At 72.2% G+C, this 23,512-nt stretch carries 15 protein-coding genes; 5 read left to right on the forward strand and 10 right to left on the reverse strand.

All coding sequences use genetic code 11. From position 1 onward, the window contains the following. Nucleotides 1-193 precede the first annotated feature (193 nt). Nucleotides 194-4,531: a S8 family serine peptidase gene (locus tag OG247_RS33815; RefSeq protein WP_327255756.1), complete on the reverse strand. Its 4,338-nt coding sequence runs from the start codon at nucleotides 4,529-4,531 to the stop codon at nucleotides 194-196. A 121-nt stretch (nucleotides 4,532-4,652) separates the two neighbouring features. Here OG247_RS33815 and OG247_RS33820 point away from each other — a divergent pair, with 121 nt between their 5' ends. Next, nucleotides 4,653-5,624, forward strand: coding sequence for a helix-turn-helix domain-containing protein (locus tag OG247_RS33820; protein ID WP_327255757.1), 972 nt, complete (start codon nucleotides 4,653-4,655; stop codon nucleotides 5,622-5,624). Between the two features lie 60 nt (nucleotides 5,625-5,684). Next, complete coding sequence (locus OG247_RS33825) at nucleotides 5,685-10,442, forward strand: HEAT repeat domain-containing protein (protein WP_327255758.1); 4,758 nt, start codon at nucleotides 5,685-5,687, stop codon at nucleotides 10,440-10,442. Nucleotides 10,443-10,708: 266 nt separating this feature from the next. Here OG247_RS33825 and OG247_RS33830 read toward each other — a convergent pair whose 3' ends face one another. The 7 genes from OG247_RS33830 to OG247_RS33860 form a co-directional block, all read right to left on the reverse strand. Next, nucleotides 10,709-12,094, reverse strand: coding sequence for a cytochrome P450 (locus OG247_RS33830; RefSeq protein ID WP_327255759.1), 1,386 nt, complete (start codon nucleotides 12,092-12,094; stop codon nucleotides 10,709-10,711). Between the two features lie 10 nt (nucleotides 12,095-12,104). After that, the gene (locus tag OG247_RS33835) at nucleotides 12,105-12,665 is read right to left on the reverse strand and encodes a GTP-binding protein (protein ID WP_327255760.1); all 561 of its coding nucleotides are present in this window, start codon (nucleotides 12,663-12,665) and stop codon (nucleotides 12,105-12,107) included. 4 nt (nucleotides 12,666-12,669) lie between these two features. Beyond that, a complete protein-coding gene (locus OG247_RS33840; RefSeq protein WP_327255761.1) occupies nucleotides 12,670-13,062 on the reverse strand; it encodes a DUF742 domain-containing protein in 393 nt (130 codons plus the stop codon). Continuing rightward, nucleotides 13,055-13,903 (reverse strand): roadblock/LC7 domain-containing protein, encoded by an 849-nt coding sequence (locus tag OG247_RS33845; protein ID WP_327255762.1) that lies wholly within the window; start codon nucleotides 13,901-13,903, stop codon nucleotides 13,055-13,057. The genes OG247_RS33840 and OG247_RS33845 overlap by 8 nt, the downstream gene beginning before the upstream one ends. Then, nucleotides 13,900-15,120 (reverse strand): ATP-binding protein, encoded by a 1,221-nt coding sequence (locus tag OG247_RS33850; RefSeq protein WP_327255763.1) that lies wholly within the window; start codon nucleotides 15,118-15,120, stop codon nucleotides 13,900-13,902. The genes OG247_RS33845 and OG247_RS33850 overlap by 4 nt, the downstream gene beginning before the upstream one ends. A gap of 737 nt (nucleotides 15,121-15,857) precedes the next feature. Next, nucleotides 15,858-17,069, reverse strand: a complete 1,212-nt coding sequence (locus tag OG247_RS33855) for a hypothetical protein (RefSeq protein ID WP_327255764.1) — start codon at nucleotides 17,067-17,069, stop codon at nucleotides 15,858-15,860. Then, a complete protein-coding gene (locus OG247_RS33860) occupies nucleotides 17,066-17,440 on the reverse strand; it encodes a helix-turn-helix domain-containing protein (RefSeq protein WP_327255765.1) in 375 nt (124 codons plus the stop codon). Before OG247_RS33860 ends, OG247_RS33855 begins: the two co-directional genes overlap by 4 nt. Before the next feature lie 91 nt (nucleotides 17,441-17,531). On the opposite strand from OG247_RS33860, the gene OG247_RS33865 reads away from it, so the two are divergent. After that, nucleotides 17,532-17,762 (forward strand): hypothetical protein, encoded by a 231-nt coding sequence (locus tag OG247_RS33865; protein ID WP_327255766.1) that lies wholly within the window; start codon nucleotides 17,532-17,534, stop codon nucleotides 17,760-17,762. 134 nt (nucleotides 17,763-17,896) lie between these two features. Here the strand turns inward: OG247_RS33865 and OG247_RS33870 are convergent, their stop codons facing one another. Both OG247_RS33870 and OG247_RS33875 read right to left on the reverse strand, forming a co-directional pair. Then, nucleotides 17,897-19,201, reverse strand: coding sequence for an MFS transporter (locus tag OG247_RS33870; RefSeq protein ID WP_327255767.1), 1,305 nt, complete (start codon nucleotides 19,199-19,201; stop codon nucleotides 17,897-17,899). Beyond that, nucleotides 19,198-19,737 (reverse strand): ArsR/SmtB family transcription factor, encoded by a 540-nt coding sequence (locus OG247_RS33875; protein ID WP_327255768.1) that lies wholly within the window; start codon nucleotides 19,735-19,737, stop codon nucleotides 19,198-19,200. Before OG247_RS33875 ends, OG247_RS33870 begins: the two co-directional genes overlap by 4 nt. A gap of 402 nt (nucleotides 19,738-20,139) precedes the next feature. Between OG247_RS33875 and lpdA the strand changes: the two genes are divergently transcribed. Next, nucleotides 20,140-21,540, forward strand: a complete 1,401-nt coding sequence (gene lpdA / locus OG247_RS33880; RefSeq protein ID WP_327255769.1) for a dihydrolipoyl dehydrogenase — start codon at nucleotides 20,140-20,142, stop codon at nucleotides 21,538-21,540. An 85-nt stretch (nucleotides 21,541-21,625) separates the two neighbouring features. After that, complete coding sequence (locus tag OG247_RS33885; RefSeq protein WP_327255770.1) at nucleotides 21,626-23,431, forward strand: acyl-CoA dehydrogenase; 1,806 nt, start codon at nucleotides 21,626-21,628, stop codon at nucleotides 23,429-23,431. The last annotated feature ends 81 nt before the right edge of the window (nucleotides 23,432-23,512 follow it).

A 23,512-nucleotide genomic window follows, 5' to 3' on the forward strand; every position in this document is an offset into this window, starting at 1 on the left:
CCCCTTCGGGGTGGGTGCCGCTGACGGGAGTGGGAGTGGAGTGGTGCAGCACCCACTGGTGTCATGCTCATGAAGACTTGTCAAGATCGCGCCGGTCGCGGAGACCGGGCGGGGCCGGTCGAGCCGGGCCGGGCCGGTGTGGTCGCCCTTTTCGAGCGGCGGCCACACCGGCCCGGACTGCGAGGGCCGGAACTCAGTCGTCCAGCTCCAGGCGGTGGACGCCGCCCTGGTCGACGCCGGCGAAGAGGTACCGGCCGTCGGGCGAGGCCGCCAGGGACAGCACGTCCTTGTTCGGCATCGAGCGGGAGATGTTCTGCCAGGTCAGCCCGGAGTCGGTGGAGCGCAGTACACCGCGCCCGCCGGTGGGCGTGAAGTCCATCCAGCGGGTGCCGGTGCCCGCGTAGAGGGTGTCGCCGACCCGCAGGAGGTCGCAGACGCTGATCCGCAGGGCGCCGGTGTCGGCCTTGGTGAAGGTCTTGCCGCCGTCCTTGCTGACCCGGATCGCCTGGCCGCCCGTGACCATGGCGCCCGCCGTGAACTGGATGGCGTGCACCTCCGCTTCGGACACCCGGGTCAGGGTGGCCCCGAAGTCGTCCGAGTAGGACAGCCCCCACCAGCCGCCGAACCAGATCCGCCCCGGCCTGCCGGGGTCGGCCACGATGGTGTCGTGGTACCGGCCCTGATCGAGGGTCTTCCAGTGGGCTCCGCCGTCGGTGGTGGTGTACAGGCCCGCGGAGCTGGAGCTCTTGTACGAGATCATCATCCGGTCGGGGTTCGCGGGGTCGACCAGGAACGCGGTCCCGTTCGCCTCCCGCGCGCCGACGTCCGACCAGGTCCGGCCGGCGTCCGTGGTCTTCCGCAGCACCACGTTGTAGAGGTAATTGACCAGCTGCCAGCCGGACTTCGGGTCCGCCGCGGACGGCTGGAAGCCGACGACACCGGTACCGGTCGTGCCCTCGTGCTCCGCCGCACCCCACTCGGGGCTCGCGGCGGGCACCGTGGTGCGGTAGGTGCCGACCGAGGTCCCTGCGAGGAGCTGGTCCCCGAAGGTCGCCAGCGCCGGAACGGACTCGCCCTGGACGCCGATCCGGCGGTAGCCGCCCTCCCGGGTGGAGCGGAAGAGACCGGCGGCGCCGGAGCCGATCGTGTGGGAACCGTCGGCCCAGCGGTCGTAGTCGTAGACCACCGAACCCGGTACGGGCTGCGCGGTCGTGGTCCACGTACGGCCGCCGTCGCGGCTCAGGGCGCCTGCGCCGCTCAGGTCGTCCTGGTAGATGTCGCCGCCCGAGACGTCGACCAGACCACTGGAGGTGCGGCTGGTCTTCTCCACGCTGCGGCCGCCGTCACGGCTCACGTACAGGCCCGAGTCCTGACCCTGCACCTTGATGGCGAGCAGCGCGCCGTCGGCGTCGAAGCCGCCGATGATCTGCACGCGCGGCGTGGTCTGGAAGACCTTCCGCGCGGGCCGGGGGGAGCCGGTGACGAAGTCGCGGATGACCCAGATCGCCTGGCCGGCCCAGAGGTACAGGTCATCGCCGCCGATCACGCTCTTGGCGACGTATCCGGTGATCCCCGTGAGGTCGACCGGTGTCCAGGTGGCGCCGCGGTCCCGGCTGACGAACCGCTCACCGGTGTACTCGGACGTGGCGAGCAGGACGCGGGTGCGGGCATCGGCGCTCAGCTCGGTGACCGGGGCCGGCGGGCCGGCCATCCGCTCCCAGCTGCGGCCGCTGTCCTCGGTGCGCATCAGCGCGCCGCCCTCCGGGAACGCGGACGGGTGCGCGCTGACCACGGCCTCCCACCAGCGGTTCGGATGGCGGGAGTCGATGACCAGGGAAGGCTCGGCCAGCGCGTTGCTGACGGGGGTGTGGCCCCGCTGCTGCCAGCTCTTGCCGCCGTCGGTGGTGAGCCAGGCGCCCGGGCGGGTGCCCTGGGTCATCACGGCCTGGTTCGGGGCGCCGGGGGCCAGCTGGGTGGTTCCCACGGCGCTGTTCGGGCCGACCGCCTTCCAGTTCTTCGCCTTGGAGGCGTCGAGCGTCACCTCGAAGGCGCCCGTGCCGTACTGGCGCACCGCGCCGGACGCGCCGGACGTGGTGGCGCGGGCGGTCATCGTGTGGACGCCCGAGCCGAGACCGGTGAAATCGGTCCGGTAGTAGGACGGGTCCGCCGTGGGCGCCGTCGTCTTGGTGTAGGCCTTGCCCTTGGGCGGGGTGACCGTCAGCACCGGCGGTGTGGTGAGGGGCGTCGGGCTGTAGACGTAGACGGTGGTGGAGCCGTCGTTGGACGGGTCCTCGGCCGGGTCCACGTACAGCGGGATCGCCGCCATCAGGTACGGGACGGTGAGCGCCCGGCCCTCCTCGGGGGACGCGGGGGTCTTGGGGAGCGTGGGGAGCGCGGGGGACTCGGGGGTGAGGGTGACGCGGCCGCTCAGGTAGTTGGTGGCGTAGTCCGTGACGTCCGGCCGGTCGCGCTCCACGGTCAGCGTGACCTTCGCGGTGCCGCCCGCCGGGATGCCGACGTGGTCCGGGGTGACGGTGGCGGGGCCGGTCACGGTCACCTTGCCGGAGACCGCTGCGCTGCCGGTGTTGTGGAAGACGACCTCACGGCTGCCGGTGACCTTCGGCCGGTCCATGTGCGCCAGGCCGAAGGAAACGGTGGCGGGGGAGGCGTACAGCCCCGCCCCGGCCGCGGCGGCGGTGTCGAGCCGGCCGCTGCCCTGCGACTGCAGGTCGGGGCCGTCGAGCGGCTTCGCGGAACCGATCACCTCGGCGCGCAGCCGGTCCGCGGGGCGGTCCGGGTGCAGCTGGCGCAGCAGCGCCGCGGAGCCCGCGGCGAGCGGCGAGGCCATCGAGGTGCCGGACATCCGCCGGTAGCCCGTGGGCTCGATGCCCCGGGGGACCGTGGAGAGGATCTCCACACCGGGGGCGACGATCTCGGGCTTCAGGCCGAGCCGTTCGGAGTCCGGGCCGCGGGAGGAGAACGAGGCCATCTCGTCGGTGGAGTCGCGGCCGCCGAGCACCAGCTCGCCGCCGGACTCGGCCAGCGAGGCCAACCGCTGCCCCGTCTCGTAGTCCACGCCGGTCACCACCAGCCGGTCCAGACGCAGTGAATCGCCGGACTCCGCGGGCGTGGCACCGAGCAGCACCTCGCTCGGCGCGGCGGACGCGGTGCGGGTGGGGGCCTGCTCGCGCCGGGGCTGGAGCGGGTTGGCGCGGCTCTTGCCGCCGAACACGACCGGGCCGCCGCCTGCCCCGCCGACGCCGCCCACCAGGACGGCGGCTCCGCGCCGCTCGGCCTCGCGCCAGGTGTCGAGCTCCTCGGGCCACACGTCGTACGGGTTCACGGCCGGCGGGATCGCGTACAGCACGGCCTTGCCGGTGACGTCGCCCGCCCGCGCCCAGTCCTCCGCGGTGCCCATGCCGATGCTGACGACCCCGGCGGTCACCGGGGCGGCCGGCGGGTTCGCGGACCGTCCGCCGCGGTAGCTCTGCAGGGTGTCGCCCGCCACCGTGAGCACGGGCAGCCGGATCCCGCTGGTGGAGGCGCCCACGGCGATGACGCCGGGGGCGGCGGCCGGGGAGCCGACGGTCCAGTAGCCGGGACCGGAGTTGCCGGCCGCGGCGAAGACCAGGGCGCCGGCGTCCACGGCCGCGGACGCCGCCCGGGAGAGCGGGTCGCTCGCGGTGCCCGCGCTGTTGCCGAGGCTCAGGTTGATGATGTCGGCGCGGTGCGGATTGGCCGGGTCCACCGCCGCCTCGATGGCCGCGATGATGCCCGAGTCGTCGCCGCTGCCGTTCGCGCCGAGCACCTTGTACGCCAACAGCTCGGCGTCCGGGGCGGCGCCGGTGACGCCGCCCCCGGCGGCCGCCTTGCCCGCGACGATGCCCGCGACATGGGTGCCGTGGCCGTTGTCGTCCATCGGGTTGGCATCGTTGTCAACGAAGTCCCAGCCGCCGACGACCTTGTGGCCCTCGCCGAAGCCGCCGCCCAGATCGGGATGGGTGTAATCGACCCCGGTATCGATCACGGCGACGGTGACGCCCTTGCCGGTGACCTTGACGCCGCCGGGGTCCTCCCGGGCCCACAGGGCCGGGTTGCCCACGACCCCGTTGGCATCGGTGTCCAGGGCGCGCGAGGTGCCGGCGGGGCCGACGGACTTCACGCCCGGCAGCTTCCGCAGCTTCGCCGGGTCGTCGGCGCCGACGGTCATGGCCACGGCGTTGAGCAGCAGCGTGTGCCGGCGTACGGACGTGGCGGCGACGCCGGCGTCCTTCGCCCTCGCCAGGAACCCGTCCTGCCTGCCGGTCAGCGTCCGGCGCGCGGCCGTCACCTCGGCGGCCTTCGCGTTCCTGGCGTTCTTGGCGGAGCCGGCCGCGGCCTCCAGCCCCGCGGCGCCCTCGAATTCGACGATGACCCGTTGCGGGCCGTGGCTCGCCTGACCGGAATCGGAATCGGAATCGGGATCGGGGGCGGCGACGGCCGGCGGGACAGCGGCGAGCAGTCCGCCGAGCACCGCGGCCACCAGGCCCATGTGCGCAGTTCTTCGGTGTGAGTGACCCATAGGCGGTACCTAATGCGGCCCGGTCCGGATGGGGCAACGATTCCCCGTGGCCCATTGCTGCCGCTGGCACAGGTGGGCCACGATGGCCCGCATGTCCCAGGAGCTGGCTGCCGTCGGTATCGACGCCTTCGACGAACAGGTCTACCGCGCACTGCTCGCCCGGCAGGCGGCCGCGCCCGCGGAGCTGGCGGGCGAGCTCGCCGCGTCCCCGGAGCGGGTGGCGCGCGCACTCGACCGCATGCACGACCGCGGTCTGGTCGGGCGGCTGTCCGGCCCCCGGCGGCGCTATGCGGCCATCGACCCGCAGCATGCCGTGGAAGCGCTGATCCAGGAGCGCACCGTGGAACTGGGCCGGGTACGGTCGGCCGCCGGCGAGCTGGCCGGACTCTTCGAGGCCGCCCGGCGCGGCGACGCCAAGGAGGTCGAGATCGTCTCCGGCCGGGAGGCGCTGGGCCGCTGGTTCGTACGGCTCCAGCAGGAGGCGAAGCAACAGGTCCGCACCCTGGACCGGCCGCCCTACGCACTGACCACCGCCAATCCGGTGGAGGAGACGGCGATGCGCGGTGGGCTGACGTACCGCGCGGTGTACGCCCCGGAAGCGCTGGAGTGGCCGGGCGTGCTGGACGACATCCGGCGGCTGGTGGCCCAGGGGGAGCAGGCCAGGGTGCTGCCCGGACTGCGCATCAAACTGGCGATCGCGGACGACGCGCTGGCGCTGATGCCCCTGTCGCTGGACCTGACGGACGTACGGGCGGCGGTGATCCGCCCGTCCTCGCTGCTCGACGCGCTGACGGATTACTGGCGGCTGTGCTGGACCCTGGCGACCCCGCTCCTCGCCTCGCCGGAGCCGGCGGGCTCCGGCGAGGAGTCCGCGGAGCCCGGCGAGGAGGACCGGCTGCTACTCGCCCTACTGGTCAGCGGGTTGAAGGACGAGGCGATAGCCCGCCAGCTGGGCTGGTCGGTACGGACCATGCGCCGCCGGATGAGCCGCCTGCACGACCAACTGGGTGCGGCGAACCGCTTCCAGGCGGGAGCCATCGCGGCCCGGCGGGGCTGGATCTGACCGCGACGACCACCGAGAAATCAAGTTGGTGGTCGGGAACGTCCCGGTTAGATTCCGGCCATGACGATACCGGCGGACAAGTCCCTTCTCGACGCGGTGCGCCGGGCCGACGTCGGCCACCTGGCCGGCCGTCTCGACGCGCGGCTCTGCCCGCCGGCCGTCTTCGGACTCCTCGTCCGGCACGAGGATCCCCGCGTGCGGTACCTGGGGCTGACCCTCCTGGCCGAGCGCGTCGCCTCGGGCCGTACGGGCGACGAGCAGGAGATGGCCGAACTCGCCGGGCTGCTACCGGTGGCGGTGCCGCGGGCGCCGGAGGAAGCGCTCGTCCTGGCGCGGCTCCACGAACGACTGGGGCCGTACCTCCGGGAGTCCGGCCGGCCGTCGTGGCGTACGGCGGGGCTGCCGGTACGGGTACGGATCGCCTGGCTGCGCGCCGAGCTCCTGAACGATCCGGCAGTGCTCCGGAAGGAGCCTCCGGGTGAACTGCTCCACCAGGCCGTGCGGGAAACGACCGCCGCCTCCGCGCACCGGCCCGGGCAACTCGTGCAGGAGCTGGTGGACAGCGGCGACCCGGTGTTCCAGGCCGATGCGCTGCGGCTGGCCCGGCAGGCGCTGCACGCCGGCCTGCTGGCTCCCGTACTGGTTCGCGCACACGTGCTCAGCCTGCTCGGCTCCGGCAGCGCGGACGTCGCCGCCGCCGCGCTGGGGGAACTCGCCCAGCCCTGGGCCGCGTTGGACCCACTTCCCCCGGGGCGGCTGGCGTCCTTCCTCGCTGCCGAATCGGTGACCACACGGCCCGGGGCGGCCGATGCCGCGCTCGAGGCCGCGGTCCACCACGGACACCGCGACCTGCTGTGGCAGGTCATCGACGATCCGGGTCTGCCGCCGCGTCTTCGCCGGCGCGCGATGGAACTGCTCGGTGAGCTGGCCGACCGCGGGGACATCGGCGCATTGACGGCGGTCGCCGCACGCGACCCGCTGCTGTTCGGCGGTCCGGCGGTGACCTGCCTGCGCGGGCTCCACCGGCGCGGGCACTTCCCGGACGGTCCGCACGTCCCGTCCCTCATCGGCCTGGCGCTGGCCGATCACACGATCCCGCCCCACGAGCTCGCGACGATCCTGTTCACCTGCCGACAGGAAATGCTCCGCGTCCTGGTGGACGCGCCCGCCGTCGATCCGAACTGGCCGCGTCGGCTCGCGCTGCTGGTCGCCCTCGCCGGACAGGGGGCGGGGGAGCTTGCGATCGGGGACGCGATCACCCGGGTCCTCCCCTCGGCTCCCGTGCCGGGGCCCTTCCTCGACGCGATCCGTGCGGTGCGCCACGCGGACGCCGAGGACGCGGTGATCGCCCTGCTGCCGGCGGCGCCCGCAGCGGCCCTGGACGCGCTGGAGGCCATCGGCGGGCCCCGGACGGAGGCGGCGCTGAGGGAAGGGCTCGGTCTGGCCGCGGAGCAGGCACAGCAGGGCGCAGGAGAGATCGCGCCGCACCTCCGCGCGGTGCGGAACCGGGCCCTCGAGGTGCTGTGGCATCTGACCGACGACCCGTCACGGCGGCGTGCCCTCCTCGTCCGTCTCGATCCCACCGATCTGCCGGTGCGCATCGCGGCGGACCTCGGCGGGCCCGACGAGCGGGAACTGGCCCTCCTGAGTTCCCATCTGGACCCGGACCAGCCGGTGGCGGCCCTGTGCAGACTGGCCGCACACGGCGGCGCCGGAACACTGCCGGTCATCGCCGACCTGCTCCTGCGCGTCGTGGCCGAGCTGGCGGCGTCCGGGGAGCCGGGCGGAACCGTCCCGCGACCCGACGGCGGACAGCCGGCCGGGGAGCCCGTGGTCCCGCAGGAGGTCCTGGACGCCGTACACGACCTGGGCCGCCGGCTCCACGAGCGGGGACGGATCAGGCCGTCCTGCCTGCTCGACGCGCGGACCGCACAAGAGGCGGGGCACGCCCTCCTCGCGACCATGGCGCTGGACCTGCTGGAGCGGCCCGGACTGTCGAGCGGCGAGCAGGCGATCCTGCTCGAACTCCTGCTCCGGGCCCCGTACGTGGGCACCCGTGCGCGAGCGCACCGCCTGCTGCGCCACCGCGACCGGCACGTGCGCAAGCACGTGATCGCGCTGCTCGCCCGAGACGCCACGGGAGACGACGCGCAGGCCCTGTCGGCGACGTTGATCGCGCTGACCGCGGCCCAGGACGTCCAGACCATCCGGCAGGCACTGCTCGCCCTCGGCCACGCGCGCGCCCGCTGGGCCTCCGGCGCGATCGCCGCATGTCTCGCCCACCCGAACATGAACATCAAGAAGACCGCCGCCGCGGTCCTGGCCGGCGCGGGCACCCCCGCGGCGGTACCGGCGCTGCTCCTCGGGCTCGGCCGTCACGTCAACCCGGGGCTGCGCGGCACGCTCGTCGAGGCGCTGCGCGCCATCCTCGGCGACGCGTACCGGGCGACCGTCCTCGCCGCCGCCGAACACACCGATGACGGCCGCGCCCGCGCACTGCTGCTGGAAGGCCTCGACCGCACCCTGCCGGCGCGCTCGGTCCTCGCCCTGGACGACCAGGCGTCACGGGTCGCTCCGGCCCTGCTCGCCCTGGTGGCGGCCGGTCGGGTCCGCCTCGCCTCCGGGACGGTCGAGGACCTGTCCACTGCCATGGCCAGACACGGCATCACCACGCCCGCCGTACCGCGGTCGGCGGTGGGCACCGGAGCGGACCCGGACGTCGACTCACTGGATGAGCGGGGCTGGCACACGCCGGTCGCCCTACGCCTCGCCGCGCGGCCCGAACTGCCGCACCCCACCCGGCTGCGGGTGCTTCGGCCCCTGCTGGCGGACTGGCTGCGCCTGGCCGCCACCGAACCCGCCGGACGAGCCCGCGTCCTGCGGCTCACGCTCCGGCTCTGCCCCGCACCGTGGACGCCCGGGGAACTGACGGCCTTCGCCCGGTCCACCGCGGTCCTGCTCGACGGGCTCGCCGGGGCCGCCACGGAAGACCGGCACGCACTCCTGGCGGTACTCGAAGCGATCGCGCCGACCCTCCCCGCGGTCGAGAAGCAGGCCGTCGCCGAGGCGGTACGCGCACTGCCCGGCGCCCCCTCGGACAGCCCGTCCACACTGACGCTGCTCCGCGCCCTCGGCGCGGTCCTGGTCCGCGCCGACCTCGACCAGGCGCTCGCCTCGGCCCGGCTGGGCACCAGCCCCTGGCAGGCCGAGGCCGCCGCACTGCGGGAGGCCTTCGCCGCACCGCGGTCCGCTGAGGCCACTGCATCGGCTGCGACGGCACCCAACACGGCATCCAACACGGCATCCACCGCGGTAGGCACTACGTCGGCTGAGGCCGAGGCCGAGGCGTGGCGGGCCGTGCTCGATGCCGCGGTGCGCACACCGGGCTCCCTGGAGGAATTCCGCCGACGCGACCGCCCTGGCCGGGAGGGCGAAGGCACCGTCCCAGCCGTCCCAGGCTCCCGGGTCCGCCTGACCGCGCTGATCGAGGTGTACCCCTCGGCCGGCTCCGAGGTCCGCGCCGCCCTCATCGACTGGATGACGGACCTCCAGCCCCTCGACGCACCACCCTGGACCCTCACCGAAACCGCCCACGCGCCGGCGCCGGTGCCGCGGCCGAGGACCGTGCGGATCGACGACCTCGACCAGCCCCGCTCGACCGCACTGCGGGACCGCCTGCTGGCCATGCTGAGGGCACCCGATCAGGAACGCCGCCACACCGCGGCCCTCGCGCTCCTGGAATGGCCCGAGCCCGAGTGCGGGGTTCCCGTGCTCCGAGCGTTTCTGCGAGGCCGCATCGACGTACCCGTCAGCGTCGACCTGGCCCGCGCACTGAGCGCCGTCGACGCGAGGGAACTCCGCGCGGACGACATCCTGCACGACAGGGTCGCCCACGTGGCGAGCCTGCTCGACCCGTGGGACCTGGAACCACTGGTCCCGCTGCTGCTGGAATGGTGGGAACACGACGCGCCGACCGGCAGCTCCGCCGTCGGGCAGGCCCTGCACCGGGTCCCCGCCGACGTACTGGCGCAGCGCCTCGGCGATCGCCTCGGCGCCGGCACCTGGGGGTTGCTCGACCTGCTGGGCGGGCGTTCCCTGCTGCGGACCCCCGCGCTGACGCGGGTCTGCCGCCGGCTGCGCGCCGAAGGACGCGACGACCTCGCGGACGGCCTGCTCCTCGTGGAAGGTCCGCTGCGCCGCCCGGACACCGTGGAGCAGGATGCCGCCGCGCTGGCCGCGCTCCGCGACCGCGCCCCGACAGCGTCGACGGGAGCGTCACACCCCCTGTCCCGGCGGGAGCTGTTGGACCTGGCCCGGACCGGCGACCCGGTGCGGATCCGCCAGGCACTCACGCGACTGGCCGAGGGGCACACCGGCCCGGAGGCCGACCGGGACCCCGGACTGCGGGACCTGATCGGCGAGTTGCTGCGTCATCCCAAGCCGAAGGTCCGCCTGCACGCCCACCGCACCTCGCGGGCCATGCTGGACCGGCAGACCCACCTGCACCACACGTCGGTCCTGCTGGACGACCCCCAGCCGGACCTGGTGCGCACGGCGATCCGTACGCTCTGCCGCGCGACCTGGGCCCCCGCGATTCCCACGGTGACGGGACTGCTGGAGCACCCGCACGCCGTCGTCCGCAGGGCCGCGGCCGAGGGACTCGTCTCCATGGGCACGTCGGCGATCCCGGCACTCAAAGACGCCACCGTCCACGCCCGCCCCGACAAGCGGTCCCTCTACGCGGAGATCCTCGAACGGGTCACACCCCACCAGGCCCACGACGGCCCGGCCACGGCCAAGGCCGGCCGACACCGGTGAAGGCAGGAGGAGGGTACGGGCCCCGGTGATGCCGGGGCCCGGCGGACCTCGAAGCCGCCAGCACGGAGTCCTGCGACGCGACCCTGCTGATCACGTGGGTGAGCGTGCGCGGCGAGCGTGTTGCCCATCTCCCGTGAGGAGGGCGCGTTCCAGCGGGTCCCGGTCCGCTGGCGCTCACGCCATTCCCGGTCGGGCTCCAGTCACTGACGGCTGTGCAGGACCTGGTCGCAGGCGGCGAAGCCCGTGATGGCCTTTCCGTTCCGGCCTCACTCGCCCCTGGTCCAGGCCAGGAAGCGGCTGAACAGGCCGCCCTTGGGCTGCGGCGCGGCGCCGGCGTTCGTGCGCGAGGGACCGGCGTTGGCGGGTGCGGCGGCCGCCTGCTGCTGGGGCATCCGACCCGCGTTCGATCCGGCCGGCGCGGCCGACCCGGCCGCCTGGGGAACGGTCCTCGGGGTGAAGCGGATAGGAAGGGTGACCAGCGAGCGGCTCCACGGATTGGGCGCCCAGGTGAGCGACTTGAACGGGACGCGCAGCTCGACGTCGTGGAGCTGGTTGAGCAGCGTCTCCACGGCGGTCACGGCCATCATGAAGGCCGGGTCCTTGGCGGGGCAGGCGTGCGGGCCCGCTCCGAACGCCAAGTGCGCCTTGGCGCTGAGCTGTTCGCGGTGCTCCGTCAGCTTCGGGTCGGTGTTGGCCGCGGCGAACGAGACGAGGACCGGGTCGTTGGCGCGGACCACCCTGTCGCCGATCTCCACGTCGTGCGTCGGGTAGTGGGCGGCGTAGTTGGCGATCGGCGCGAAGTTCCAGAGCGTCTGGGAGACCGCGTCCTCGACCGGAAGGCCGGCCTGCCAGTCCTCGCCGAGGTACAGGGCGCTGCTGGTGCCGATGGCCGCGGCCAGCGGCGCGGTCCCACCGGAGAGCAGGGTGACCAGCTGGTGCAGCACCTCCTCGTCGCTCAGCTGGGCCGAGTGCTCCATCAGACGCGTCGTCAGGTCGTCCGTCGGGCGCCGCCGCTTGAGGGCGATCAGCTCGGAGAGCGCCCCGCCGAGCACCTCGTCGGCACCGGGCTTCCCCTCGAAGAGGCCGCTGATGCCGGCGATCACGCGGTCGCCGATCTCCGGCGGGCAGCCGAACAGGTCGCTGAAGACCAGCAGGGGCAGCGGCTGGGCGTACTCGGCCATCAGCTCCGCCTGGCCGCGGATGTCGGTACTGAACTGACTGATCAGGTAGTTGGCGGACTGCTGTGTCTGCCTGATGAGCTGGTGCTCGTTGACCGTGGCGAGGCTGTCGGTGACGGCCCGCCGCAGTCGGGCATGTGCCGCACCGTCGCTCATGAGCGCGTTGGGGCGGTATCCCATCATGGGCAGCGCCGGGCTGTCGGCCGGTACGCGGCCTTCACCCAGTGCGTTCCAGCGGCGGGAGTCGCGTACGAAGGAAGCGGGGTTCTGCAGGACGTACAGAGCGGCGTCGTAGCTCGTGACGAGCTCGACCTGGACGTCGGGGGCGATGTCCACGGGCGCGCTGGGACCGTAGTGGCGCAGCTGCGCGTAGTGGCCTTCGGGGTCGGCCCCGAAGGCGGAGCCGTACATCTGGACGTTCCCGTGCGCGGGGCAGCCGGGGGGTATCTCCTGCGGGTCATGTGGCTGTTGCATTCCTGCGCTCCTAGCCGAGTTGGGACATGAGGTGTTTCACGAGGGTGATGAGGGCTCGCGCGGAGGAGTTCTCGTCCCGTACGTCGCACTCCACGACGGGGGTCTCGGCGGTGAGGTTCAGGGCCTCGTGCACCTCGTCGAGCGGGTAGTGCGTGGTGCCCTCGAAGTGGTTCACGGCGATGGCGTACGTCAGGCCGAAACGCTCGACGAGGTCCAGGACGGGGAAGGACTCGTGCAGGCGCTCGGGATCGACGAGCACCAGCGCGCCCAGCGCGCCCCGCGAGAGCTCCTCCCACATCTCCTTGAAGCGCTCCTGGCCGGGCGTTCCGAAGAGGTAGAGCACCAGGGTGTCGCTCAGGGTGAGCCGGCCGAAGTCCATGGCGACGGTGGTGGTCTTCTTGTCGGGCGTGCCCGACAGGTCATCGAAGCCCACACTGGCCTCGGTGATCTCTTCCTCGGTCCGTAGGGGCTCGATCTCGGAGAGACTGCCGATGCAGGTGGTCTTGCCGACCCCGAAGTGACCCACTATGAGGATCTTCACCGCGTGGGAGACGTCTGGATCCAGGTACACGCGTTTACGCTCCGAATCGATTCTTCAGGCCCTCGAGCACGGCGCTGACCAGTTCTCTGTCGACACGTTCGGCGCGCGGTATCGGTGTCCTCGCGAGGATGAGACCGTCATCCTCCAACTGCGCCAGCAGGATGCGGACGATGCCCAGGGGCAGGTGCGTGTGCCCTGCAACCTCGGCCACGGACAGGAAGCCGTCCGCGACGAGCTCCATGACCCGCCCCGCTTCCGGAGACAGCGTGCGCGCCGCGGCCCGTCCGTTCTCCACCGCCGCCGTCACGAGCGTCGTGTGCTCGTACTCGTGCTCCGGGGGCAGCGCACGTCCGTTCGTGATCACGAAGAGGGGGACTAACGGAGAGGTCAGTTCCAGCTCTTCGTCCTGTTCGAACCCATCAGACACGGCCTGTCCCCTTCCCCGTCGTCGCCGTCGCCGTCGCGGCCAGTCTGGGAACCACCTCGTGCAGACGCGTCGTGAACTGTTCTATGTCGCAGTCGTGTTCGGCGGCGGCGGCCAGGAAGGCATCGGGTCCGGCCGCCATCAGGAAGATCCAGCCGTGCTGGAACTCGATGACCGTCTGACGCCATTGCGCGTCCTCTACGGCCCCGGCGAACTGGGAGGTGACCCGGCTGTAGGCGTGGATGCCCGTCATGGCCGCCGAGATCGTGTCCGCGAGGTCGCGGCTCATCCCGTCGGTCGCCCCGCGGGGAAGGCCGTCCGATCCCAGCAGCACGGCGTGCCGGGCGCCCTTGACCTCGGACATCACCCGGTCGAGCTCGCCGAGGACGAATCCCGCGTCACCGGCGCTCTGCTGCCGGGGGGAGCTGCCGCGCGGGCCGCCGGCGTCCTCGGTGCTCACCCGCGGGGGAGACGTGAGGTTGTTGCCCAGCCGGGCGACGAGGCGGTGCATGCGGAAGGAGATCTGCTGCATGTCCACATCGGGCGCCGCCGCCGCGGCGAGGTAGGAGCCCTGCCCCGCCCCGATCAGGAAGCTCCAGCCGTGCGAGAACTCGATGATGGTCTGGTTCCACTGCCGGTCCTCCTCCGGCCCGGCGAAGTGCGCCGTCGCCCTGCTGAGCGACTGCATCCCGGCCATGGCCGCGGAGATGGTGCGTACGTCCTTCTCTGCCAGGCCTTCGGTCGCGCCGCGAGGAAGGCCGTCGGCGGAGAGCAGGACGGCGTGCCGTGCACGGGGCACGTTCTGCACGATGTCCTCGAGCATCCACGAGAGGTCTGCGGTCATGCCTCTTCGGGCCCTTCGAACGAGGTGGCGTCAAGGTTGCGGCCGGAGAGAGTGCCGCGCTGGAAGGCGCCCAGGCTGCGCCCGGAAGCGCGGCCCGTTTCCCCCGAGGTCCGCGGCGCCGGTGCGGCGGCGTCCGGATCGGGAACACTCGCGATGGGCGCCTGGCGTGCGCCGCGCTTGGGCAGGCCGTGCATGGTGCGCGCCGTCGCGCTCAGGGGCGTCGTGCTCTGGGGCGTCGCGCCCTGCGGCGGCCGGCTCTCGGCGGTGCGCCGGATCTCGCTGACCGGAGCCTCCTGGACGGGCGGTATCTCCTCCATGGTCCACAGCTCCTCGGGCAAGAGGACGACGGCCCTGACGCCGCCGTACCGGGAGACTCCGGTGACGTCGACCTTGAATCCGTGCTGGCGCGCGATCAGGCCGATGACCGGGAAGCCGAACTTCGGCTGGGTCCCGAGCTGCGACAGGCGGGGGGCGATTTCCCCGGAGAGCAGCGCGGTCGCCCGCTGACGCTCTTCGTCGTTCATGCTGACACCGGCGTCGTCGATGACGATGCACAGGTTGTTCTGGACGCGCTGGAACGTCACCTCGATCGGCGCGTCGTGCTGCGAGAAACTGGCGGCGTTGTCGAGCAGCTCCGCGACGGCGAGGGCCACGGGCGCGACCGCCGACGCCTTCAGGGCGAGACTGGTCTGCTGCATGATGGCGACCCGGTGGAAGTTGCGGATCTGGCCCTGGGCACTGCGCACCACGTCGTAGACGCTGGCGGGCCTGTTGCGACGACCGAGCGGCGCACCGCACATGACGGCGATGCCCTGAGCCTTGCGCGCCATCTGGGCGTTGGCGTGGTTCACGTCCAACAGGTCGCTGAGGACGGTGTGTCCGCCGTACTTGCGCTGGATCCCGTCCAGGAGCGTGGTCTGTTCGGCCGCGAGGCTCTGGAGGAGGCTGGCGGCGCCCTTGAGGACCGCCTTGGTGTTCTCCTCCGCCGCCTCCTTCGCCGCGCGGAGCGTGGCGTCCTGCTCGCTGCGGAATCTCTGCAGCTCGGCGTGCGACGCGTGCAGGTAGCTGTCCGCCGTGAGCAGCTGGTGCTTCAGCTCGGCCTCGGTGTGCTCCTTCTTCGCCCCCAGCGCTCTGTTGCGGGCGACGAGTGCCACGACCGCGGCAACGGCTATCGCCGCCACCGCAACCAGGCACCACACAAGTGCGTCTCGATTCATGGAAACCTTTCCCGGCGCGTGCCATGCGGACGGCTGCAGATACACCTCGCGAGGCCCCGCAACACAGCTGATCGGCACGGTTCACCTGCTGTTACGCGGAGAGCATGCCGCCGATCCAAATCAGCATCTGTGTCGAAATGGAACAAGATCACAGATGCGGGGATGCTATCACCGGATCTTCGGCCCGCAGGACGCCCACTACAGCACCGCATCCGCCCAACCCGGCTGCCACGACGGCGGGTTGACATGGTCTTTCGATCCCCTGTATCCGGTGCCGGCCGCCCGTCCCGCAATCGATCTGTTAAGCAGTTCTTCACGAGAGCAGCGGTGATCTCTCACATCTATCCGACGTGCTGCCGGCCGAACCCCGGACGGGCGGGCCTCACCGGCAGGTTGCGGCGCCCGGTGCGTTGGTGCCGGGCGCGTACGGGGTATTGCCCCCATTTGTGGACATCTCTCGAGGATCGGATCGGGGGATCCGGGATGAAGCAGCCGGTCGTCAACGCCGACTCTTACGGGCCTCCGGAAAGGGATGGACGTAAAGGGCGACCATTTCGCCACCCATTCGCGCCAACCGGCCAACCGGCCGACTGGCCGACTGGCCGGTCTGTTCGGATGGTCGGCGGGTCCATGGCCGGGCGAGGCGCATGCGCGCGCCTACTCGGCGCTCGGGCATTCCGTCCTGGTGGCGTGATTTCGCTCTTTCTCCGGCCGCGGCCGTCCGGCTTCGGTTGGGGTCACCCGCCGTCCGCCGCCGCCTCCAGTTCGTGGTGCGGGTACGCCCGGGCGCGTTTTCCCTGGTACGAACGCACGTCGGCTCCGCGGCCCGTGGCCTCGACCCGGCCGAGCAGCTCCGCGGCCGCTTGGGCCGTCTTGGGTGAAGAGTTGAGGGTGTCGAGGAAGTCCAGCAGGGTCCTCATCGGTGCCGCGGCCATGTGTTCCCACAGGGCGCGCCGTCGCTCCTCGGGGAGCGTCATCAGGTCGGCGGCAAAAGGCGGCCCCAGCCCCGCGGCGTGGACGTTCCTCATCAGGTGTCCCAACGGGACCCGGACGAGGTGCTCGTCACCGCGGTGTGCGAGCTCCGCGAGAACCGCCACGACGCGGTCGGGAGGACGGTAGACGCCGGCGGCCGCGGACAGACTGGGCAGGACCGGTGTGCCTTCGCCGGACAGGAGCGAGATCACCTCCAGCGCCTCGGCGGCCGGCCGATCCGTCTGCAGGAGGCACACCAGGACGTCGTCCGGTGCGGGCCAGGTCCCGCCGTGCCGGTGACGGTGTAGCGCGGCCAGCTCCGGCACGGACCGGAACAGGGCGGCGAACCGGACGAGATGGGACCTGAAGGCCGTCTGGAACGGCCCCTGCGGGATCACGTCACCGATCTCCGTGACAACGCCGAGGGGCCGGGACTGCGCGGCATCCCTGAGCAAGGACTCCGCCCTGGAACGCTCACCCGCATCCCCGAGCCATTGCAGGACCGCCACGATCTCCTCGGCCGGCCGCGCCCAGGCCACATCGGCCAGCTCGCGGCCCAGCGTGCGTACGTCACCGCTGGACCGGAACCCCTCAAGGCGCCCCAGCAGCACCTCGATCGGCGCCCCACCGTCCCGGTGCAGCCCGGCCAGTTCCTCTTCCGTGGCCAGTACCCGGTCCTCCAGGTCCCGGCAGCGGGTCTCGGCATCGGCCCGCAGGGCGGACGTATCGGCCAGGTCGGCGCGAAGCCTCGCGATCTCGGCCAGGAGGGCGTCGCGGACGGTGGTGTGGTCGTCGAGCGCCAGCCGGAGCTCGACCTCGCGGCGGGCCGCGGCGGTCAGGTCCGCCGACCAGTCGCGGCGCAGGGAGTCGACCTCGCCCCTCACGGACACGACCTCGGACTCGCGCTTCGCCAACAGGTCGTGCAGCGCCTCCTCCTGACGGGTCAGGCGCGCGATCGTGCGCTGGGAGCGCGTCATCTCCTGCCGGAGGCACTCCAGTTCGTAGCCGGCGGGATTGGTGGACCGCAGGGCAACAGGCGTTGTCGGTGGACCTCGGCCTTGGCCTCCGCCATGAGAGGGCTACCGAGCCTTTGTTCCGCCTCGCGGATGAGGCGGTCGATGAAGTCCTCGGTGGCGAGCCGGCGCCCGTTCAGGAAGCGGGAGACGGTGGAGGCGTGCAGGTCGACGCGGACCGCGTACGCCTCCTGCGATACGCCCAGGGTCTTGAACAGGTCCGTCAACGTGTTGCCGAGGGCCGCAACCTCGGGCGTCTCGCCCCGCTCGGTGGCGGACGAACTCGCAGCTGAGCGGGCCATCTCCGGCATCGCGGCCTCCCCCGTGCCTTGCATCCGTACTGGCAACCCTTGCGGCTGTCGCAGCCTATCCGGCCCGCCCCACGCTGGGGTCGTCAATCAGCCGCTCCTGGAAGGAACCCGCCCCATGGCCACCGCCGCATGGACCTCTGCCGTCGTCGTCGCCGGCGCCCGATGGGCCGCGCGGGTGCTCATCGTCGGGCTGGCGCTCGTGCCCGTCGTCATCGTGACGCTCTCCTCGGTGCCCGCACTGCTGGTCCTGCCGTTCTCCCGGCGCCGCAGCGCACAGGCCACCGCCATCGTGCGACAGCTGATCGCCTGGACCCGGGGTCTGCTGGTCACCAGCCGGGAGCGGTGAGTCCCGCGGCCAACCGGCGCGGCGGCCTGCCGATCGCGCGGCTTCCCTCCGGTTCGGCCATGCGGCCCGCCGTCGTCGCCGCGGTCGATGAGCAGCATGCCTGCCGGGTCACCGTGGTGGGTTCTCCCGCCGGGTCAGGCCGTTCCACCGGATTCGTGTGCGGCTTCCCGCGCGGGATCCCCGGGTTCCGGGCGGCCTGGGCCGCCGGTCGGAGCGGCGCTGCGCAGAGCTGCCTCGACCCGGCGGTTGCTGGTCATGTTCGCCGTGATGGCGGTCATGGCGAGGAGGAGGCCGGAGGCGGCGTAGAGCGGGGTGCGGATGTCGTACGAGGTGGCCAGCCAGCCGCCGAGGAAGGCGCCGAACGGGGCGGCGCACATGGCCAGCATGCGGGAGGTGGAGGCGACCCGGCCCATCAGGTGGGCCGGGACGATCGCCTGCCGGAGGGAGGGGGCGAGCACCATCGTGGCGCCCATGCCCGCTCCGCAGACGGCGAGCGCGAGGCCGGCGACGTACGGGTTCGGGGCGACGGCGAGGCCCAGGATGGCGAGTCCCTCGACAGCGGCCGTGCAGGTGAGCGCGGTGCCGGTGCCGAATCGGCGGCCGAGGAAGGAGGCGATGCCCGCGCCGAGCAGGCCACCGGTGGCCTCCGCCGTGAGGAGCAGGCCGAAGCCGAAGGTGCCGATGCCGAGACGATCGTGCGCGAAGAGGGCGAGCACGGTCTCCACGGCGAGGAAGGCGATGTTCCCGACCGCCGGCCGCAGCGCGAGCCCGAGCAGCAGCCGGTCCCGGAAGACGTACGAGGCGCCGGCCCGCGCTTGGCGCAGCAGCGACTCGCGGGCCTGCGGTACGGGCCGGGGCGCGGCGGGCAACGACCGTACGAGCAGTGCGGAGAGGGCGAACGACACCGCGTCGGCGAGCAGCGGAACCGCCCGCCCGAGCGCCAGCAGGGCACTGCCCGCGGGCGGTCCCGCGAAGCCGGACGCGGCGGTCTGGCTGCCGCGCAGACGGGAGTTGGCGCGCTCCAGGAGCACGGGGTCGCGGCCGAGCAGATCCGGCAGGTAGGCCGTGGCGGCCGTGTCGAAGAAGAGCCCGCCGAGCCCGAGCAGGAAGGCGACGACCGCGAGCAGCGGAATGCTCAGCACGTCGAGGGCTGCCGCGGCCGCCGGTATCGCGAGCAGCACCGCACGCGCCGCGTCCGCGACCCACATCGTGCGGCGGCGGTCCCAGCGGTCCACCAGCGCACCGCCGAGCACCCCGAAGAGCAGCCACGGCAGCGTCCCGGCGGCCGTGACGACGGCCAGCGCCATCGGATCGCGCGTCAGCGTCAACGCGAGCAGCGGCAGCGCCGCATGCATCACCCCGTCACCGAGCGAGGACACCGTCTGCGCGGTCCACAGCCGTCCGAACCCGGTCGGCAACTTCTTCATGTCCGAGGTCACTTGGCGTCCCCCTCGGCCTGGTCGCGCCGTGCCGGGTGGAACAGTGCGAAGACGAGTGACGCGTCCGGCAGCGACGGATCGGACAGCTCCCGGTACTCGTCCGCCAGTGCCTCCAGCCGTGCCCCCAGCTCCGCGAACTGCTCCTCGGTGAGCCGCAGGTGCGCCATCCGCACGTGCCGCTCGCCCGCCGCCGGCGCGGCTTCCAGGTCCGCCACCGCGTGCCGCATCAGCAGATCCGGCCCGCCCTCGCCCGGGTCCGGCAGCACGATCGACCGCGCGGCCATCGCGTAGTACCGCTCGGTGACCCCCCGGACCTTCCGGGTCCGTACCACTTTCACCAGGCCGGCCCGCTCCAGCAGCCGCACGTGGTAGCTGGAACTCCCCTTCGCGAGCCCCACCCGCTGGGCGATCTGAGTGATCGTCGCCGGCTCGAAGCGGAGCACGGCCATGATCCGGTGGCGCGTGAGGTTGGAGACGGCGCGCAGCTGCTCGTCCGTGGTGACGTGAAGGGTCTCGGGAATCTCATCGGCAGGCATGTCGCCAATGGTCAACAACTCTTGACCATTTGGCAAGGGGGTTGGTGCGGCCTCCGGTGCGGCCTCCGGTGCGGCCACCCGGGGAGACGCCCTCCGCGAGCCTCGACGGCGGCGCCGCGCAGCCGACCGCCACCGCCGCCGGGGCAACGTCACAGCGGCAGCCGTGACCTGACAGAAACCCCACACGTCACGATCTGCGGCTGCCGTGATCGGTCATCATGAAACGCATCAAGGCACCGGCAGGAGTTCCCGCCCGGCCCGCACAAAGACGTGAACGGGCGAAAGGGAAAAGATCCATCCGGAATTCCGGAGTTCTTTTCTCCCTCACGATGGGCGGGGACCCTGCAGGTATTTCCGGCCGTTCTGAGCGCCCCGCAACGCCAGCGAGGGTGAGGAGGAGATGTGGCTTCGCATTTCGATCTGGTGGTCCTCGGGGCAGGCCCCGGCGGATACGTCGCGGCCATTCGGGGCGCTCAGCTCGGCCTTGATGTCGCCATCGTCGAGGAGCGTTACTGGGGAGGCGTGTGCCTCAATGTCGGCTGCATCCCTTCCAAGGCGCTTCTGCGCAATGCCGAACTCGCCCACATCCTCACGCACGAGACCAAGACCTTCGGCATCAAGGTCGAGGGCACCATCTCCTTCGACTACAACGACGCGTTCCAGCGCAGTCGGCGCGTGGCGGACGGCCGGGTCAAGGGCGTCCACTACCTGATGAAGAAGAACAAGATCACGCAGCTCGAGGGGCGCGGATCCTTCACCGGACCCAAGGCCCTGCACGTCGTCGGCGGCGACGGCGGCGCCCAGGACGTCACCTTCGACCACTGCGTCATCGCCACCGGCGCCACCCCGCGACTCCTGCCCGGTACCTCGCTGAGCGAGCGGGTCGTCACGTACGAGGAGCAGATCCTCGCGGACCGGCTCCCCGAGAGCATCGTCATCGCCGGAGCCGGCGCCATCGGCATCGAGTTCGCGTACGTCCTGCACAACTACGGCGTGAAGGTCACCATCGTCGAGTTCCAGGACCGCATGGCCCCCCTGGAGGACGAGGAGGTCTCGGCCGAACTCGCCAAGCGGTACAAGCGGCTCGGCATCGAGGTGCTCACCTCCACCCGCGTCGACGGCATCGACGAGTCCGGCGAGAAGCTCCGGATCACCGTCACCAGCGGCGACCGGCAGCGCGTCCTCGAAGCGGACAAGGTGCTCCAGGCCATCGGATTCCAGCCCCGGGTCGAGGGCTACGGACTGGAGAACACCGGCGTCGTGCTCACCGATCGCGGCGCCGTCGACGTGGACGCCCGCTGCCGGACCTCGGTGCCTCACATCTACGCCATCGGCGACGTCACCGCCAAGCTGATGCTCGCCCACGCGGCGGAGGCCATGGGCGTCGTCGCGGTCGAGACCCTCGCGAACGTGGAGACGGCCGAACTGAACTACGTGATGATCCCTCGGGCCACGTACAGCCAGCCCCAGATCGCCAGCTTCGGCTGGACCGAGGCGCAGGCCCGCGCACAGGGATTCGACGTCCGGGTCGCGAAATTCCCGTTCACGGCAAACGGCAAGGCCCACGGCCTGGGTGAAACCGGCGGCTTCGCCAAACTCATCAGCGACGCCCGCCACGGAGAACTGCTCGGCGCCCATCTGATCGGCCCCGAAGTAACCGAACTCCTCCCGGAACTGACGCTCGCCCAGCAATGGGACCTCACCGTCACCGAACTCGCCCGCAACGTCCACGCCCACCCGACGCTGGGTGAGGCCGTCCAGGAAGCGATCCACGGACTGGCAGGCCACATGATCAACATGTGACCCGGAAGCCGCACGAACCCACAAGGGGTCCGGTACTCGCAGGACGCACCGCGCACGACGCAATATGCACAACGGGGGAATTACTTTGCATTCGGCACTGACGTCACTCATCCACGATCCGGCGTACGCGCTGCATGCCAAGCAGCTCGGCGAGGTGTTCGCGGACCCGGTCTTCGACCGGCCCGCCGACCTGAGCGACTCGGCGCGCTGCGCCCTGACGTACCGGCGCCTGAAGCACCTCAACGACCGCCTCGGCCTCGCCGAGCCGCTCCTCGAGGACCGCGAACGGCTCTTCGCCGTGGTGGAGCACGCCGCTCTCGCGGACCCTTCGCTCTTCTACGCCGTCTTCCTGCACCACTGCACCACCATGGGCGCGATCCGGGACTTCGGCGGCGGCCGCGAGGACCTCGCCGACGTCGTACGGTCCCTGGTCGACATGGACTCCATCGGCGCGCTGATGATGACCGAGGTCGGCCGCGGCAACAGCAACGCCGCCATCCGCACCGAGGCCGTCTACGACGCCCGGCGCGAGGAGTTCGTACTGAGGACCCCGGACGCCGCCGCCGTGAAGTTCCCGCCGGGCGTCTCCACCCCCGTGCCGCGCACCGCCGTCGTCAGCGCGCGCCTCGTCGCCGACGGCATCGACCGCGGCCTGTTCTTCTTCGTCGTACCGATCCGGGACGCCGACGGACAGCCCTGCGCCGGGGTGCGCATCGCGCCGCAACGGCCGACGGCCATGCTGCCGCTGGACTGCGCGCTCGTCTCCTTCGACGACGTGCGCATCCCCTTCCGCCACTGGCTGCGGGACGGCGCCACGCTGACCCCCGCCGGAGAGTTCACGGACCCGGCCGGTGACGCGCTCACCCGCACCCGCCGCCTGCTCAGCGTCATCCGCCACGCCTGGGAAGCCGCCATCACCGGCCTGGCCGCCGTCAGCCGGGCCAGCGCCGCCGTCGCCGTACGGCACGCCCACCACCGGCGCACCTCGGGCCGTCACGCCGCCGATCTCCCGGTCATCGCGTACCGCAACCAGCAGCGCCCGCTCTTCGGCGCCCTCGCCGCCGCGTACGTGGCCGGGATCGTCGCCAAGTCGGTGGCCACGCCGGAGAAGCCCGCCGTCAGCGCCCGCACCATCCGTACGACCTCGCTGCTCAAGGTCACCGTCGACCGCCTCGCCGAGCGCGTCACCGTACGGGGCCGCCAGGCCGCCGGCGCCCTGGGCTTCTTCGCGGACAGCCGCCACCTCGACTACCAGGGCCTCGCGCACTCCTTCAGCACCGCCGCGGCCGACAACCAGATGATGCTGCTCGACGGCGCCCTGACCCTGGCCGCCGGCGTGGAGTACGCCCCGCCCGTCGACGAAGCGCCCGACAGGGCCGCGCGCGACCGCTTCACCCCGGACGTCTGGACGGCGCTGGCCGGAGCCCGCGAACGGATGCTGCACGCGGAGCTCACCGCCGCTCTCCGGGCGGCCACCGCGGCAGGGACGTCCTCCCTCGACATGTGGAACGAGCACAACGCACTCGCCGAGTCCCTCTCCGAGGCACACGCCCTCTCCCTCGTCCTCGGCACCGTCCGAGAGGCGCTGGAGTCGGTCGACGAGCCCGCCACCAAGGCCGTACTGACCGACCTGTGCGCCCTCTACGTCCTCGAGGAAATCGCCGCCCACGACGGCTGGTACCTCGCCAACGGCCTTCTCGACCCGGACGAGGTCCGCTCCCTCCCGCAGTGCGTCAACGGGCTCTGTGAGCGCGTCGCCCCGCACGCCCTGGAACTCGCGGACGGCCTCGACGTTCCCCACGAGGTGGTCGGGTCGCCCCTCGCCGACGCCGACTACGTCCACGCCCTCACCTCCGGCACCGTGGTCGCGCACCCCGCCACCAAGGCGTGACCGTCCTGGTCGCCAAGGCCTGACCGTCCTGGTCAAGGCCTGACCGCCCTCGTCCCCAACGGCTCGCCGGAGCGCCACTCG

Origin of the sequence: Streptomyces sp. NBC_01244 (genome assembly GCF_035987325.1) — a bacterium.
Lineage (GTDB): Bacteria > Actinomycetota > Actinomycetes > Streptomycetales > Streptomycetaceae > Streptomyces.

Bases quoted from the DNA above. Each gene is read 5' to 3' on its own strand.
- OG247_RS33815 (WP_327255756.1), bottom strand. From the start codon at position 4,531: ATGGGCCTGGTGGCCGCGGTGCTCGGCGGACTGCTCGCCGCTGTCCCG.
- OG247_RS33820 (WP_327255757.1), top strand. From the start codon at position 4,653: ATGTCCCAGGAGCTGGCTGCCGTCGGTATCGACGCCTTCGACGAACAG.
- OG247_RS33825 (WP_327255758.1), top strand. From the start codon at position 5,685: ATGACGATACCGGCGGACAAGTCCCTTCTCGACGCGGTGCGCCGGGCC.
- OG247_RS33830 (WP_327255759.1), bottom strand. From the start codon at position 12,094: ATGCAACAGCCACATGACCCGCAGGAGATACCCCCCGGCTGCCCCGCG.
- OG247_RS33845 (WP_327255762.1), bottom strand. From the start codon at position 13,903: ATGACCGCAGACCTCTCGTGGATGCTCGAGGACATCGTGCAGAACGTG.
- OG247_RS33850 (WP_327255763.1), bottom strand. From the start codon at position 15,120: ATGAATCGAGACGCACTTGTGTGGTGCCTGGTTGCGGTGGCGGCGATA.
- OG247_RS33855 (WP_327255764.1), bottom strand. From the start codon at position 17,069: ATGACGCGCTCCCAGCGCACGATCGCGCGCCTGACCCGTCAGGAGGAG.
- OG247_RS33860 (WP_327255765.1), bottom strand. From the start codon at position 17,440: ATGCAAGGCACGGGGGAGGCCGCGATGCCGGAGATGGCCCGCTCAGCT.
- OG247_RS33865 (WP_327255766.1), top strand. From the start codon at position 17,532: ATGGCCACCGCCGCATGGACCTCTGCCGTCGTCGTCGCCGGCGCCCGA.
- OG247_RS33875 (WP_327255768.1), bottom strand. From the start codon at position 19,737: ATGCCTGCCGATGAGATTCCCGAGACCCTTCACGTCACCACGGACGAG.